The following is a 15,452-nucleotide window of genomic DNA, read 5'->3' as shown; positions in this document are numbered from 1 at the left end:
GCAAGCTCAGCCCCGCCGGGCGGTACCCTGTTTCCGTTTGTCACATATCGTGATCAGTCGCTCGTTCGTTTCCGTCGTTCTGTGGAGAAATGACGCAAACAGCACTCGGCGTGCCCGGCCCACGGTGAGCGCCCGTCTGCCGAATGGAATGCCCGGAATCCAGTGCCGACTGCAGTCACCGTAAATTTGTCGGTGGACCCTCCCGTTCGATGTAGAGTATGTTGTTCATGCGCCGATTGATCGGGGGAGTTCGTGGGCCATCTGCAGGCCATGACCAGCATTGATTCGTCTGAAGCGGCGGAGCGGATCGGGCGTCTGCTGGTGGAGCGTCGACTTGCCGCCTGTTTTCAGGTTCTCGGCCCGATTCGCAGCACCTACCGATGGCGCGGCGAGATTGAGCAGGCGGACGAATGGATATGTCTGGCGAAAACGACAACTGAGCGATTTGCCGAGTTGGCGCAGGAGATCGCCCAGGCGCACCCGTACGAGACGCCGGAGATCATTGCGACGCCGATCGTCCACGGGCTCGGTGACTATCTGGACTGGATCACCGCCGAGACGGCGCCGTCCACGCGCTCAGGCCAGCACCCGTAGCTGCTCGTCGAGGTCCCGTACAGGCTGTGTCTCCCGCCACTGCCGGAGTTGATCGCGGACCTGTCGGACCCGGGCCAGCCCCAGCGAGAAGTCCGTCTGCGCCACGATCGCGAGCGCGTCCGCGGCCAGTTGGCATGCCTGGTCGGGCTCCCGGCGGTGGATGTGCACCTCGGCGAGGGTGGCGAGCAGCAGCGAGCGCTTTTTCGTGGCGGTCGGGCTGGTTGGCGACAGACTCTCGGCCGCGGCCGCGTAGGCGGCGTCCGGGCGGCGTAAGCGGGTGAAGGTCGTGACCTTCATCCCGTTGAGGCGGGGGCGGTCGAAGAACTGCGTCCATACCCGGTCGTGCGCCGGATCGGCCCGATCGTAGGCGTCGCCGGCCCGCTCGAGCGCGCGCAGCGCCGCGCCGCTGTCCCCCCGGGAAGCCTGTTCCTCGGCCTCCCGAGCGGCCAGCCACGCACGGGTCATCATGCTGCCGCCGAGCGCGGCTCGGCGCTGCGCCTCTGTCAGTAGTGCACAGGCCTGGTCCGGGCGCCCGGCCATACCCGGTTGATAGCTTTCGTACCCGAGCACACATGCCCACAGGGCGTTGTCATCGGCCTCGCGGGCGGCCTCGACCGCGACCCGGTAGTAGGCGAGTGCCCGCGTGTTGTCGCGCATGTCAAAGGCGAGCCACCCGGCGAGTGCCGCGGCCTCGCCGGCAGTGGCGGCCAGGTCACGGCGTACCGCCGACCGTGGTGAGGTCTCCAGCAGCCGGCTCAGCGTCACCAGATGCGTGGTCACCTTGTCCATGAGGGCCCGGGCCGGGACCCGTTCCTCCAATCCGAACAGACCCGCCGTGCGCGCGGACAAATCATCGACAATCGACGGGGTGACCACGGCCTGCTGCCGAAGGGCCGCGGAAAGCCGATCCCAGGGCTCGGTGTCGAAGGTGACCGGTGTGACCGCGACGCCCCCGGCTGCCGCGACCATCCGTAGGAAGGAGCGCCGCTCCACGCTCGTTTGGGGCTGTCCCGGATCGCGGCCCGCCTCCGGATCGGTGCGGACCCGGGTCATCGTTTCGTCGTCGATGAAGCCGAGTTCCCCGGAACTCCGGTGGAATAGCGCGCGCAGCAGCCGTTGGTAACGAAGGCTGGGCTTCTTGTCGCCCTTCTCCCACTTGCAGACCATATTGCCGGTGACGCCTGCCTCGCGTCCTTCGTGGATGACGGCGAAGCGTCGCAGCTCGGTCGCGAGTCGTTCCTGCGACCAGCTTCTCTCCTCGCGACAGGTTCGCAACCGGGTGTTGGGGATGCGTTCCGGGGGATTCGATACGGCGGGCGAAACCGCCCTGGCTGGCGCTGTCATCTTCCGTCTCCCCCAGATGGCGTGCTCGACAAAGGCAGCTTATCCCGTCGTCCTGGACATCCGACTTGCACCCACCCGGCCGTCCGGACAAGGGCTCGGACAGTTCGGTTCTGGCCGCCGTTTGGTTCGGACGCCTTTTCCCGTGATTTCACTGGAGGCCGTCAACGCGTCACCACTGACCACCACCGAGCGCCGCTGGAAATGTCAAGGGGCGGTGGCGAGAAGCGTTCGGTCCATTGTGTCCATGACTTGCCAGCTGTGATCGGTACTATAAGTAGGTATTTGTGTGGAAGCCGGTACATCAGGTGATATCTGGATCGGTTTACCGGTGGCTGCGGGCGCAAGTATCGATCATGTGATGCCGGCCGCTCGCGGTGACCGTGCCCGGGTGCCCTCGGTGACCGCTTAGAGTCTCACTCTGTGAGCGCCGGCCCCCAACCCAGCACCCCACCGGTATCGTCTGGTGGCCATCCGCTACGAACGTGGCAGCGGGCCGCCCTCGCGGCATACCAGGCCAGGACGGGTGCCGGCGCGCGCGACTTCCTGGCGGTCGCCACGCCCGGGGCCGGCAAGACGACCTTCGCGCTGCGGGTCGCCTCAGACCTGCTGCGCGACGGCGTGGTGCGCGCGATCACCGTGGTGGCCCCGACCGAACATCTGAAACGACAGTGGGCACAGGCCGCCGCCGCGACGGGCATCGCGCTCGACCCGACCTTCCGCAACACCGCCGGGGCAACCTCGTCGGATTACACCGGTGTCGTGCTGACCTACGCACAGGTGGCGGCCCATCCGGCCCTGCACCGGCTGCGCTGCGAGCGACGCCGCACGCTGGTGATCCTGGACGAGATCCACCACGCCGGTGACGCCCGGTCCTGGGGGGATGCGGTCCGCGAGGCCTTCACACCCGCAACCAGACGGTTGGCACTCACCGGAACGCCGTTCCGATCAGACGTCAATCCCATTCCCTTCGTGACCTATCTCCCCGGTCCAGATGGCGTGACCCGCAGCGTTGCGGACTCCTCCTACGGGTATGCCGACGCGCTACGTGACGCCGTTGTGCGTCCCGTGCTGTTCTTGGCCTATTCCGGGGAGATGTCCTGGCGGACCAGTGCCGGGCATGAGCTCTCAGCCCGTCTCGGCGAGCCGCTGAACAACGAACAGACCGCCGCCGCATGGCGCACGGCACTTGACCCGCGTGGCGATTGGATCCCCGCGGTGCTGACCGCCGCGGACACTCGCCTGGGCCAGGTACGCGTCGGCGGAATGGCGGACGCGGGCGGGTTGGTGATAGCCACCGATCACGCGAACGCCCGCGCCTACGCCGCGATCCTGCGCCGAGTCAGCGCAACCGAGCCGGTGGTCGTGCTCTCCGACGATCCCGCGGCCAGCTCGAAGATCGAGGCTTTCCGGGGTTCGAGGGACCGTTGGATGGTCGCGGTCCGAATGGTCAGCGAGGGCGTGGACGTGCCGCGCCTGGCTGTCGGGGTCTATGCCACGTCCGTGGCCACGCCACTGTTCTTCGCTCAGGCGGTGGGTCGCTTTGTGCGGGGCCGGGGCCGTCCCGAGACGGCGTCGGTCTTTCTGCCCAGCGTCCCGGCGCTGCTCGCGCTGGCCGGCGAGATGGAGGTCCAGCGCGACCACGCCCTCGACAAGCCACTGCGCGAACCGGATGCGTTCGACGACGAATCACTTCGCGAGGCCAACCGGCGCCGCGACACCCCTGACCTGGTGGACCGGTCGTTCACCGCACTCGGTTCGTCCGCACACCTCGATCGGGTGATCTTCGACGGTGGCGAGTTCGGCACCCAGGCCGCGGCCGGTTCCGCCGAGGAGGAGGACTTTCTGGGCCTTCCCGGGCTGCTGGAACCGGACCAGGTCGCGGTGCTGCTCAAGCAGCGGGAGGCGGCCCAGCAGGCCGCCCGGCGCAAGCAGGAGCGCACCGGGCGTTCCCCGTCCGCATCAGGGGCACCCGATGTCCCCGGCCAGGCCGGTTCGCAGGTCCGGCCGGACCTGCGTGCCGACGCCACCGGCGAGGCTTCGGCGGACGACCGTCCCACCCATGAGGTGATCACCGAGCTGCGCCGGGAGCTGAACCGGCTCGTCGCAGCCCACCACCACCGCACCGGGCGGGCGCACGGGATCATCCACGGTGAGCTGCGGCGTACCTGTGGCGGGCCGGCGACGGGCCAGGCCAGCGCCGCGCAGCTACGGGCGCGCATCGACACCGTCCGCCGCTGGGAGAAGTAGCGGCCCGCGTCCCGTCATCCACCCCGCGTCCCGTCATCCACCCCGCGTCCGCCGCCCGTCATCCACCCTGCTGCCCGTCTCGTTCCCCGCGTCCGGCGTCCCATGGTGTGACGAGTGGAAGATTGACAGCCTAAAAAGCCACAAATCGGACGCATGGTGCACGTCAACCTTCCACTCGTCATGGTGGGGCCCTTCCGCGATGCCCTGTGTTTGCGGGATGCCCTGTGTTCCACGGTCTGGCTACCTCACGGCGTGCGGGCCGAGCGGACAGCCTCGACCACATCCATGGGTCGGCTCCAGACGCCGTCCCAGGTAAAGCGCAGTATCCGAAAACCCGCTGTGACGAGGAGATTCTGTCGACGTCGGTCCCGGACGCCGTCGGACCATGCCTCGTGGTGAGTTCTGCCGTCCGCCTCGAGGAGGAGGCCGCGGTCCGGGAACGCGAGATCGACTCTGCCGATGATCTTTCCGTTGAGCGGCTGGACCTCGTACTGGCATACCGGAGCCGGTAGGCCGCAAAGGTGCAGGAGCAGGCGGAGCATCGTCTCCAGCGGGGACTCGGTCTTCGGCGAGACCAGTCCCAGCACCCGGCGGCCGTGGGCGACGCCTCGTCCCCGCGGAGCCTGCGCGAGGTCCATCGCGACCATGCCGAGCAGGTCCGGGTTGCGGTGGGAGCCCGCGTCCGCTACACCGACCGCGGCCAGAAGCGGCGCAGTACGCACCATGTCGGAAACGGTGCGCGTAGGTGTGGTTACGCGGATTCGTTCGACGGGGATGAAATCTGTCGAGGCGAGGCGCGCACGGCGGAACTCGATGCCGGGCGCCGCGGCCCGGCGGGCGGGCTCGAGCGTCACCGTCAACCGGGGGGATGGTGGGTCAGGGGGGAGCCCCAGCGTCCGAACCCAGGCGGGCGGAGTCGAAAGCAGCGGGAAACCCAGCAGGTCGGCGGCGGAGGAATGGCTGATCACGGCTGTCGGACCCCATCGCAGCATGGCGGCCCGCGCAAGTACCCGCGTCGGCGTGGGTTCTGCGTTCTCATGGGCATTCACCAGGTAGACGCCCCGCAGGACGCAGCGCCAGCGGCCCCGCCGGATCATCGCGTCGATCGTGGCTCCGGACATACCGCTCGCGGTCAGCTGCGCACGTGAGAGCAGACCATCCTGGTTAGCGGCGAGCCGATCGAGATCCGGGAGCACACAGAGAGGATCCCGAAATATCCGGACGAATGTGCCTTAGAGCGACCGGCAATAGGGGACGCGGCGTCGCGGGGCTGGGGCACGCATCTCGCCACGTTGTCGTCGGTCGACACCCAACACCAGGGTGCCTCCCTCCTCCGCCTCGCGATCTACGTGCCCCAGCCCCGCTCCTTCATCCACGCCCCTATTGCCGGGCGCTCTTATCCGCAGGAATCCGTCGGGCGAGGTGGGTTGTCACGGCGAGAAGATCCTTGTGTTACTGACGGTGCGGTCCTGACGAGTGGAAGGTTGACATCCCAGAGGGCCATAAATCGGACACAGGATGTACGTCTACCTTCCACTCGTGCCGGTCGCCCCAACGGGGTCTGGGTCAGGGGGTCTGGGTCAGGGTCACGGATGTGATCTGCGCCTTGCTGACGGGGGCACCATCGGTGCTGCCTCCCTCGATGCCGGGGGAGGTGAGGGCGTCGAGGATGCTGAGACCATCGGTGATCTTACCGACTATCGTGTAGTTGCTTCCCAGCGCCTGCACACCGGCGGCGTTCGGGTCCTTGTAGATGAGGAAGAACTGGCTGCCGTTGGTGTTCGCACCGGCGTTGGCCATGGCGATCACGCCGTGGGTGTACGTGGCGCCGTTGGTGTTCTCGTTGGCGTAGGCGAAGCCCGGTCCGCCCTGGCCGGTACCAGTCGGGTCACCGCACTGCAGCACGAAGATGTTCTCGGCGGTTTCACGATGGCAGGGGGTGCCGTCGAAGTACTTGGCATTGGCCATGGTGAGCAGGGCGTGGACGGTGCAGGGAGCCTTCGCCGCGTCCAGCGCTGCCTTGATCGTGCCCTTGTTCGTGGTGATGACCATCGTGGCGGGGGACTGGTCGACGGTGCCGGCCGCCGTGGGCAGGCTTACCGGCCGTGACGGATTCCGGCCGTCCGAGGTGTAGGTGCAGGGGCCGACCTTCGTCGACGCGGGCGCGGCGGACGCCGCGGATGATGGTGACCCGGATGGCACCGCAGATGCGGACGGGGTCGCCGATGCCGACGCTGAGACGGTGGCCTTGTCGTCGTTACCGGCGAACAGCAGCACCCCGGTGACCGTGCCGGTGAGTACTACCACGACGCCCGCGGCGATGACGGCGATCAAGCGCTGGCGGCGGCGTCGCTCAGCCGCGCGGCGTTCCGTCTGGCGGGTGATCCTCGCGGCGGCAAGCTCGCGCCGTCGCCGCGTCTTGGACGTCACCACCTGTCGGTCTCCTTGATTCCTTGGGGCCGCCGGCGCCGCGACAGTATCCATGATCGCGTCGCCCTCGGCTGGCTGGCCGTTCCGGGTACGGGCGGCTTCGTCCGGCTCCGGTGAGGGTCTGTTCATGGAGAGTACTAGGCCCGTCCGACGGATCTCCGATCGCGCGGATCGATGCCCACCGGGCAGGCCAGGGAGGCCGATGGGGTGCCGACGGTGATCCGTTGTGTTAACCGGATGTTCACGATTTTCTGCTGTGTGAGACTCCTCTCCTTCGCTCGTATGAAACCTATTCTGTGGATGGTCCCCAAGGGGTTCGTCCACGAGGAGTGCCGTGTCGGAGATTATCTTGACCTTGGTGGCGGAAGCGCTCAGCGCCGCCGTGTTCGCACTCGTAGCCTCGCTGTTCCGACGGTGGCGGGCATCGGCTACCCACGCGGCCTGATGGACACGCGGCCTGATGGACACGGTGTCTGACCGGCGCGCTGTCTGACCGGGCACGGTGTACTGAGCGACCCCTGCGTCGCCACCGCCCACCGCCCACTGCGAGCTGAAGACCGGCCACATGCCGGTCCTTGTATTGATGATCATATAATCGTTGCGGCGAGTACCACTCTCCTTGATCCACGCATCTACTGCCGGTCGCTCTTAGTTAGGCTTCGGCGGGCGCGTCCGGTGAAGTCTGGGCCTCTCGTCGCATCTCGGGCCCTCCGCGGGTGGGAGCCTCTCGACGCCCCTGCGACGCCGATTCGCCGCCACGGCTGTGCTGGGCTACATAGGTGCCCACGCCGATCGCCGCTGCGATCGGCCACTCAACGACCTCCGCCACGGCAAGCGCACCCAGGCCGAGGTAGAAGGCGGTCTGGGCTGGTGATGGCAGCCTGACTGGACCCACCTTCATGCTCGTACCCGGAGCGCGGGGCACCTCAAGGCGGGCCGTCGCGAACGGTGTCCGCAGCGTCGCCGTGTGCGGGCGTCCCGCTTCGCGTTGCTCTGCGTCGCGGGCGTGGCCGTTGTCGACATTTTGATCGTCACGCTCCTCCCTGGCAGCCGCGGCGGTGGTGCCGTTGTCCCGTGCCGTGTCCTGTGACTGGCCGTCTGTCCTGCTAGGCATCGGACCTCCTTTCCGTTATGTGTTCATCCTCCCGCAGGGGAACCACAGGTAAACGGGAGATCTCAAAATCGAAACCTCCATCTTTCTTTGAGGCAAATTTTTTACTTTCCGTCAAGTTTGCATCACTTTTTGAATCAATCTTTTGCTCGCGATTGAGCCCCGGAGGCGCCGGCGTGCCTGGACCGGGTGTTTAACGCCCGCGTCGGGGTATCGGGCCAGCTACACGCACCGGCCGGGCGGTGGCCGGTCAGGACGGTGGCCGGTCGGACGGTCGGAGCCGCTTGGTCCTGGTGGCGTGGCGGTGGAGGCTGCCGCCTGACGTGCTGACCTCTGGTGACCGTAAAGAATCTTACGGTGATGATGGGAGGGTGCAGATGCCCCTGTCAGAGGTTTGGCACCTGCTGTCCGGCATGGGGCTTGCATCGGTGGCGAGACCGTTTCTGGATCGGATGGAGCCCGCGGTTGCTCCCTCACCCGACGATCGGATTGCTCGGTCCCGGGCAAGCGTCAAGGTGCACGGTAAAGGTATCTGGGGTCCGTCGGGCGAGGCGCGGCGCAGGCTCCTGGAGCAGGAGCTCCAGCGCTGCCCAGGGGTCCTGTGGGCCCGGGTCAACGCACCGCTGGGACGGGTTCTGCTCGCGTTGTCCGATCCCTATCCGACCCAACGCGAGTTGACGGCGGTAGTCGAACGGGTGGAGCGCCTTGACGCCAGTGGTGCTGACGCCAGTGGGCCTGACGGCAGTGGTGCTGACGCCGGTGATACTGCGGGGGGCGGTGGCGGTGAGGCGCTGGTCGGGGCGGGCGGCCACCGTAGCCCGAGGCTGTCCGATCAGCCGGATTCACCGGATTCACCGGCTCCCGTGGTGCGGGCGGCTACCGCGCTGGTCGCAGACGGGGTTGCCTTCGGGGTGGCGTCGGCGGGTCGGGTCGCCCGCTGGCTGCCATTGCCGATCGAGCTCGCCTCGCTCGTCACGGTCGTCGACACCCAGCCGCGACTACGCGGGATCCTGGAGAGGGCGATCGGCCTGGAGCGGGCGGACATCGTCCTGGCGGTGGCCACCGCAACCGCGATGGGGCTGTCGCACGGGGACGTCGCCATCGGTGTCGATGCGGTGCTTCGAGCCGAAGCCCTCGCGGCCGCCTGCGCCCGACGCAGTGCCTTCATCGCAGCCGGCGACGATCTGCTCGGCGATCCGGACCGTGCGGCAGCCGAGGCGGTGGTCGGCGAGCGGCCTCGACCGCTGCCGCGCGGGCCGCTGGAGCGGTACGCCGACGCCGCCGGGATCGGCGCGCTGGGGGCATTCGGGGCCACCGCGGCCGTCACCGGCGACGCGCGCCGTGCCGCTGTGGCCGGGTTAGCCCTGCTACCGCGTCCCGTACGGTTCGGCCGGGAGGGATTTTCCCACCATCTCATGTGGGTGCTGGCGCGCCGCGGTGTCCACGTGATGCGTCCCGAGGCCCTGCGGCGGCTCGACCGGGTAGACACCATCGTGATTGATCACGACATCCTGGTGAGCCCCATGCTCGCAGTTGGCGAGGTCATCCCGGTGGACGGCGCGGACCCGAGCGAGGTCGCAGTCCAAGCCTATGCGCTGTTTCAGCCGACCGATCCGGCCGCACTGGTCACCCGGGACGGTTGGACGCTCGCCCCGCTGGACCCGCTGGACCCGCTGGACCCGCTGGACCCGCTGGACCCGCTGGACCCGCTGGACCCGCTGGACCCGCTGGCTCCGTACGGCTGCTCGGGTATCCAGGACAAGCAGCGGTTGGAAACCGCGGGGGCTGTGAGGATCCTCGGCCTCACACAGGGTGGCAGACCGATGGCGGTCGTCTGGGCGATTCCCGAGCGGGCGCCGGCGAGCGAGGCGCTGTTGGCGTCCTGTCGTCGCAGCGGACTCGCGGTGCGCGTGGCCCAGGGCGACCGGGGTCCGGCCGACGGTCTCGGGTTCCCGGTGGTCCCGGGCGGGCGGCGGCTGGTGGCGGTCATCGCCGATCTACAGGCGGAGCGCGGCGGTGTTCTTGTTGTCTCGCACCGGCGTGCCGCGGTGGCCGGCGCCGACGTCGGTGTCGGGGTCGGGGTCGACGACCATGACGGCTCCCCGGCCTGGGGTGCGGACGTCCTGGTCGGCGGGGATCTCTCGGCCGCGGCGATGATGGTGGAGGCTGTCGCCGCCGCCACGGTGAGCCGGCAAGCGGTGCGGCTCGCCCAGATCGGGTCCGGCGCGGGTGCGCTGGTAGCGGTGACCGGCATCGGCCCCCACCTGGTGACCCGCTCGACGCTGATGGTGCACGGGGCGACCGCGCTGTCGCTCGGCAACGGGATCCGGGTTGCACGTGATCTCGCTAGGCGTCCGCCGCCGCCGGCCAGCCCCCGTACGCCATGGCACGTGCTGCCGGCGCGACGTGTCCTGGAGCAGCTGGACAGCACCCCCAATGGGCTCTCGCGCGCTGACGCGCTGGCGCGGCGCTCGGAGGTGGCCGGCGTGGGCGCGGTCGCGCCGGATCTGGTCGGAGCCTTCGTCCGGGAGTTCTCCAACCCGCTGACGCCGATTCTCCTCGGTGGGGCGGCCCTGTCGGCTGCCACCGGATCGGTGCTGGATGCGGCTCTGGTGGTCAGTGTCGCGGTCGTGTCCGCGCTCATGGGTGCGGTCCAGCAGCGGCGGGCCGACGCCGCTCTTGCCCGCCTGTTCGCCCAGTCCGCGGTCCGCGCACGGGTGCGTCGCGACCGCCGGGATGTCGACGTCACCGCACAGGAGATCGTTTCCGGCGACGTGATCTCGATCGGGCCAGGGGACGTCGTTCCCGCCGACGGCCGCCTGCTGGCAGCGACAGATCTTGAGGTTGACGAGTCCTCGCTGACCGGTGAATCCCTTCCCGTTGCGAAGTCCCCACGTCCGGTCGCAGTCAGTCACGTGGCCGCCAGGGCGTCCATGGTGTACGAGGGGACCACGGTGGCCGCCGGTCACGGCAGAGCTGTGGTCGTGGCGACGGGTCCGGCCACCGAGGCGGGCCGGAGCATGGCCGTGGCGACGGGTCCGGCCAGGGCCGTCGGGGTCGAAGCGCGGCTCTCCGCGATCACCGAGTTCACCGTGCCGGTGGTGATCGGCGCGGCCGGGACGCTGCTCGCGTCCGGACTCATCCGTGGCCGGCCCGTTCGAAACACGCTGAGCGCGGGCGTGGCGCTGGCTGTTGCCGCCGTGCCTGAGGGCCTGCCGTTCCTCGCCACTGCGGCCCAGCTTTCCGCCGCCCGGCGGTTGTCCGGCCGCGGGGCACTGGTACGAAACCCGCGGACCATCGAGACTCTCGGCCGGGTGGACGTGCTTTGTTTCGACAAGACCGGCACGCTCACCAGAGGCAGGATTCGCCTGGGGGCCGTGTCGGACGGCGCCCGGACCGCCGCCGTCATGGACCTTGATGCCCGGCAACGCCAGGTCGTGGCCGCCGGACTGCGCGCCACCCCGGCCGATGCCGCCACGCATGCCAAGCTGCCCCACCCCACCGACCGGGCGGTGGCCAAGGGAGCGGCTGCCGCCGGCGTTGGGTGCGACCACGGCCTGGCGTCGTGGACGGCGGTGGCGTCGCTGCCTTTCGAACCGGGCCGCAGCTATCACGCCTGCCTCGGGCGGGCGGGTGACGGTGCGCTCCTCAGCGTCAAGGGTGCGCCCGAAGCGATTGTCCCGCGTTGCCTCCGGTGGCGCACCGTGCACGGCACCATCCCCCTGGACCGGGCCAGCCGTGCACGGTTGAACCGTGAACACAATGCGCTCGGTCGAGGTGGCTATCGGGTGCTGGCGGTCGCTGAACGGCGGATGCCGGTGGCGGCCCGGGAACTGGCCGACAGCGACCTCGACGGGCTGACCTTTCTCGGCTTCCTGGGGCTGTCCGACCCGGTCCGGGCCGGCGCCGGGCCGTCGCTCGTCCAGCTGAGCGACGCGGGCGTCCGGACCATGATGATTACTGGTGATCATCCGACCACCGCGGAGACGATCGCCACCGAACTGGGAGTACTCGACAGCGGCCGGGTGGTGACCGGTACGGAGATCGATGCCCTGGACGACGACGCGCTCGACGCGTTGCTGCCCGAGGTGTCGGTGGTGGCCCGCGGTACCCCGGCGCACAAGGTGCGCGTTGTCGAGTCCTATCAGCGGCTGGGCAAGGTGGTCGCGATGACCGGCGACGGGGCCAACGACGCCCCCGCCATCCGGCTCGCGGACGTCGGGATCGCTCTGGGCAAACGCGGCACCCCGGCAGCTCGGGCCGCCGCCGACGTGGTCGTCACCGATGACAGGCTCGAGACGATCCTGGATGTTCTGGTCGAAGGCCGGGCGATGTGGGCCTCGGTCCGCCAGGCGTTGGGTATTTTCGTGGGGGGTAACCTGGGTGAGATCGCCTTCACCCTGCTCGGGTCGGTGGCCACGGGGGCATCGCCGTTGTCGGCCCGGCAGTTGTTGCTGGTCAACCTCCTCACCGATCTCGCGCCGGGGCTCGCCGTGGCGCTGCGCCAACCCGACCCCGACAAGGCGGGTCAGTTTCTCGGCGAGGGCCCGGAGCAGTCGCTCGGCCGCGCACTCGCCCGGGAAGTGGCGGTGCGCGCCGTCGCCACCACGGCCGCCGCATCCGGTGGATGGCTTGTCGCCCGTTTCACCGGCCGTCGCCGCCACGCCGACACCGTGGGGCTTGCTGCTCTGATCGGCGCGCAGCTCGGTCAGACGGTCCTGGTTGGGGGCCGGGGCAGGTCGGTGCTGCTGAGCAGCCTCGGATCCGCGGCCGTGTTGGTTGCGGTCGTACAGACACCCGGGCTCAGCCACTTCTTCGGTTGCACCCCGCTCGGTCCGGCCGGCTGGACGATCGTGGCCGGCTCCTGTGCGGGTGGAACGCTGCTGTCCAGGGCGCTGGAGCCGGTTGCGGCCCGGGTCGTCCCGGACACCGTGGCCCTGCTCCCGGCCTGGCTCCCGGCCTGGCTCCACCCGGGTCAGTGGCGGCGTGCGGAGGACTGATCCCGCGCCGCCGCAGGCCCGGGTGAAGCCGGAAGCCGGTCGCCCCTGTTGCCGGTCGGCCCCTGTTGCCGGTCGGCCCCTGTTGCCGGGCGCTCTTATGCCTGGACGGGCCGGTTGCCTGTCATGTCGGCCCCGGGCGCCGCCTTCGCGACCAGGTCCGGGATCACCTCGGACAGCTCTCCCGGCGACCAGCGACCCTGTCGGTCGACGCCCGGACCGTTGACCCAGCCCTCGACAACGGTGATGGTGCCGCCGAACACGGAGAACACCCGGCCGGTGATGTCCTTCGAAGCGGTGCTCCCCAACCACACCACGGTCGGGGAGATGTTCTCCGGCGCCAGCGGGTCGGCGGCACCGGCGGAATCCTTGATTGCCTGGACGGAGGCCAGGTCCTCGGTCAACCGGGTCAGCGCGGTCGGCGAGATCGCGTTGACGGTGATCCCATAACGAGCGAGCTCCTGCGCGGTGATCACGGTGAAAGCCGCGATACCCGCCTTGGCCGCGCCGTAGTTGGACTGTCCGACATTGCCGAACAGCCCGGACGGTGAGGTCGTGTTGATGATTCGAGCGTCGTTGGGCTGACCCGCCTTGGCCCGATCGCGCCAGTAGGCGGCGGCGTGGTGGGTCGGTCCGAAGGTGCCCTTGAGGTGCACCTTGATGACCGCGTCCCACTCGGCTTCGGTCATGTTCGCGAGCATCCGGTCGCGCAGGATGCCGGCGTTGTTCACCACCACATCCAGGCCGCCGAAGGCGTCGATGGCTTGGTCGATGAGGTTCTTGCTGCCGTCCCAGCTGGAGATGTCGTCGGTGTTGGCGACGGCCTCCCCGCCCGCGGCTTTGATCTCGTCGACGACGGCCTGGGCGGGGCCGGTCGAGGCCCCCGAGCCGTCGCGGCTGCCGCCGAGGTCGTTGACGACGACCTTGGCGCCCTCCTGGGCGAACAGTTTCGCGTGTTCGCGGCCGATGCCGTTGCCAGCCCCGGTGACGACGACGATGCGTCCCTCGCAGATCCCGGTCATGCCCGTACTCCCGCTGTCACGATCTATCTCCTATGTCTGCTGGTGCCGTTGTTCCACATGATGGCTGTGGGGGTGTTGTACGCGCCGTTCGGCTTCGGCGCGCTGTTCGCCTTCGACCCGTTGTCTGACCGCAACCTGCCGGTTGGCGAGGGTGCCGGCCGGGGTGGATCGGGGGTCCCGATGCATCCTCACGCGCGGTGGGGTCCGCAAGCCACCGAAGCGCCCGAGTGCCTGCCAGGCCCGGCCGCCCGTCACCGCAATCCGACGGTGGGCCGGGCCTACGCGACGGCGAAGGTCGCCGAGCCCTTGATGTGGACACCACCGGTCTGGCGGGTCGCGGTGAGTTCGACGTCGACCAGGCGTCGTCCGTCCTTCTCGCGTCGGCCGACGACGCTGCCCGAGTAGGTCAGCACGTCATCGGGCCACGCCTGTTCCCGGAACTGCACCTGGAACCGGCGGATGTTCGCCGCGCCCAACCAGTCGGTGGCATAGGTTGCCAGGATGCCGGCCTGCAGCATCCCGACCGCGAAAACGGTCGGGAAACCGGCGGCCCGCGCGAACTGTTCGTCATGATGGATCGGGTTCATGTCGCCGGACGCGCCCTGGTAACGGACGAAATCCGTGCGGGTGAGCGGCGTGTCGGTGAACGGAGCCGCGGCCACGCCGAGCTGGAGGTCCGCCCAGCTCGTGGGATTCACCGCGGTGGTCGCCGTTGTCACAGTCGTCGCCGTGGTCACGGTGGTTGTCATGACGTGGCGGACCCTTCCGTCGGTGTCTGGCCGGTGACGATGGCGGTGCTCTTCGCCTCGGCGACGAGCCGGCCTTCGGGTGTGCGGAATTCGGTGAGGAGTTCGACGAACCGCATGCTTCCGCCGCGCCTGCCCTGCTTTTCGTAGCTGGCGCCGATGCGGGTCTGGCCGACGAGGCGGGTGCCGGCGCGCGGCGGTTCACCGTGGAAGACGAACTCCTGCTCGCCGTGCAGGAGCCGGGCCATGTCGCCGAGCTCCTCCATCGGTGGGGTGTTCTCGGGCCCCGTCCAGAAGGCGGCGGAGGCAAGGAACGTCGCCGGTGACACCGGTACGTCAGTGGTGAGGTAGTCAGGGTTGGACGACTTGGTGGCGTGGGCGAACTCGCGGATCTTGCCGAGTTCGACCTCCATCGTGAACGGGGCTCCGGGCATGGGCCGCTCCTTATCGACTGGCGATTATGCGTTCACGACGTTGTCATCTCTGCGCCCAAGATGCACCATGATCGATTTTGGTGGCGATCCGCAAGCCGTCGGTCCCGGCGTCAACCGTGGAGTCGACGGCCACCGGGCCGCGGGAAGTGCGGAGGGAAGGGGCGCGGGACGGAGTACGGGACGGGTCGCCCGCGGGGTCGCCCGCGGGGCTGACAGCGGGGTCGCTCGAGGGGCTGACGGCGGGGCTGGTAGCAGGGCCATCGCCGATTGCGCGCAGATTTTTGCCAAATGTTTGTTGCCTGTTGCTATATTGTTGAAGAGTTGATTTTTTGCCGTTGAGCGGATGATCTGTTGGTTGGACCCGGGTAAGAATTGTGACCGTTTCGTCATGGCGCGAACGAACCGATCCCCTGTGCAGGCGGCCTTCGTCGACCTACGCTCGATCCGATGGCGCAGTTCTTGGACCGTGACAGCCCCACGGTGGGACGGCATCGATCACCCTGGGGGCGATCGGGCCGGATCCTTCC

10 protein-coding genes are annotated in these 15,452 nt (G+C 68.9%); 3 read left to right on the top strand and 7 right to left on the bottom strand.

Annotation, left to right across the window (positions count from 1 at the left end):
• The first annotated feature begins 252 nt into the window (after window positions 1-252).
• Window positions 253-594, top strand: a complete 342-nt coding sequence (gene cutA, locus U9979_RS13570) for a divalent-cation tolerance protein CutA (protein WP_322766755.1) — start codon at window positions 253-255, stop codon at window positions 592-594.
• Here cutA and U9979_RS13565 read toward each other — a convergent pair.
• A complete protein-coding gene (locus U9979_RS13565) occupies window positions 577-1,938 on the bottom strand; it encodes a helix-turn-helix transcriptional regulator (RefSeq protein WP_322779653.1) in 1,362 nt (453 codons plus the stop codon). The genes cutA and U9979_RS13565 overlap by 18 nt on opposite strands.
• Before the next feature lie 420 nt (window positions 1,939-2,358).
• Between U9979_RS13565 and U9979_RS13560 the strand changes: the two genes are divergently transcribed.
• A complete protein-coding gene (locus U9979_RS13560; RefSeq protein ID WP_322779652.1) occupies window positions 2,359-4,185 on the top strand; it encodes a DEAD/DEAH box helicase in 1,827 nt (608 codons plus the stop codon).
• Between the two features lie 245 nt (window positions 4,186-4,430).
• Here the strand turns inward: U9979_RS13560 and U9979_RS13555 are convergent, their stop codons facing one another.
• The 3 genes from U9979_RS13555 to U9979_RS13545 form a co-directional block, all read right to left on the bottom strand.
• The gene (locus tag U9979_RS13555) at window positions 4,431-5,381 is read right to left on the bottom strand and encodes a type IV toxin-antitoxin system AbiEi family antitoxin domain-containing protein (RefSeq protein WP_322779651.1); all 951 of its coding nucleotides are present in this window, start codon (window positions 5,379-5,381) and stop codon (window positions 4,431-4,433) included.
• 370 nt (window positions 5,382-5,751) lie between these two features.
• On the bottom strand, window positions 5,752-6,618 hold the full coding sequence (locus tag U9979_RS13550; protein WP_322779650.1) for a peptidylprolyl isomerase: 867 nt from the start codon (window positions 6,616-6,618) through the stop codon (window positions 5,752-5,754).
• A gap of 649 nt (window positions 6,619-7,267) precedes the next feature.
• Window positions 7,268-7,729, bottom strand: coding sequence for a hypothetical protein (locus U9979_RS13545; RefSeq protein WP_322779649.1), 462 nt, complete (start codon window positions 7,727-7,729; stop codon window positions 7,268-7,270).
• A gap of 374 nt (window positions 7,730-8,103) precedes the next feature.
• Here U9979_RS13545 and U9979_RS13540 point away from each other — a divergent pair, with 374 nt between their 5' ends.
• Window positions 8,104-12,726: an HAD-IC family P-type ATPase gene (locus U9979_RS13540; protein WP_322779648.1), complete on the top strand. Its 4,623-nt coding sequence runs from the start codon at window positions 8,104-8,106 to the stop codon at window positions 12,724-12,726.
• A gap of 95 nt (window positions 12,727-12,821) precedes the next feature.
• Here the strand turns inward: U9979_RS13540 and U9979_RS13535 are convergent, their stop codons facing one another.
• The 3 genes from U9979_RS13535 to U9979_RS13525 all read right to left on the bottom strand — a co-directional run bounded on the left by U9979_RS13535 (window position 12,822) and on the right by U9979_RS13525 (window position 14,925).
• Entirely contained in the window at window positions 12,822-13,745 is a 924-nt protein-coding gene (locus U9979_RS13535; protein ID WP_322750357.1) for an SDR family oxidoreductase, read from the bottom strand.
• Between the two features lie 278 nt (window positions 13,746-14,023).
• Window positions 14,024-14,494 (bottom strand): MaoC/PaaZ C-terminal domain-containing protein, encoded by a 471-nt coding sequence (locus tag U9979_RS13530; protein WP_322750356.1) that lies wholly within the window; start codon window positions 14,492-14,494, stop codon window positions 14,024-14,026.
• Window positions 14,491-14,925: an FAS1-like dehydratase domain-containing protein gene (locus U9979_RS13525; protein WP_322750355.1), complete on the bottom strand. Its 435-nt coding sequence runs from the start codon at window positions 14,923-14,925 to the stop codon at window positions 14,491-14,493. The genes U9979_RS13530 and U9979_RS13525 overlap by 4 nt, the downstream gene beginning before the upstream one ends.
• Window positions 14,926-15,452: the final 527 nt, after the last annotated feature.

It is taken from the genome of Protofrankia sp. Cas4, assembly GCF_963555915.1.
GTDB lineage: Bacteria > Actinomycetota > Actinomycetes > Frankiales > Frankiaceae > Protofrankia.
Note: the sequence above shows the minus strand (reverse complement) of the source record. Positions and strands in the feature narration are given on the sequence as shown.

Excerpts from the sequence above, each read along its gene's own strand:
- U9979_RS13565 (WP_322779653.1), bottom strand. The coding sequence starts at position 1,938 with ATGACAGCGCCAGCCAGGGCGGTTTCGCCCGCCGTATCGAATCCCCCG.
- U9979_RS13545 (WP_322779649.1), bottom strand. The coding sequence starts at position 7,729 with ATGCCTAGCAGGACAGACGGCCAGTCACAGGACACGGCACGGGACAAC.
- U9979_RS13540 (WP_322779648.1), top strand. The coding sequence starts at position 8,104 with ATGCCCCTGTCAGAGGTTTGGCACCTGCTGTCCGGCATGGGGCTTGCA.
- U9979_RS13535 (WP_322750357.1), bottom strand. The coding sequence starts at position 13,745 with ATGACCGGGATCTGCGAGGGACGCATCGTCGTCGTCACCGGGGCTGGC.
- U9979_RS13530 (WP_322750356.1), bottom strand. The coding sequence starts at position 14,494 with ATGACAACCACCGTGACCACGGCGACGACTGTGACAACGGCGACCACC.
- U9979_RS13525 (WP_322750355.1), bottom strand. The coding sequence starts at position 14,925 with ATGCCCGGAGCCCCGTTCACGATGGAGGTCGAACTCGGCAAGATCCGC.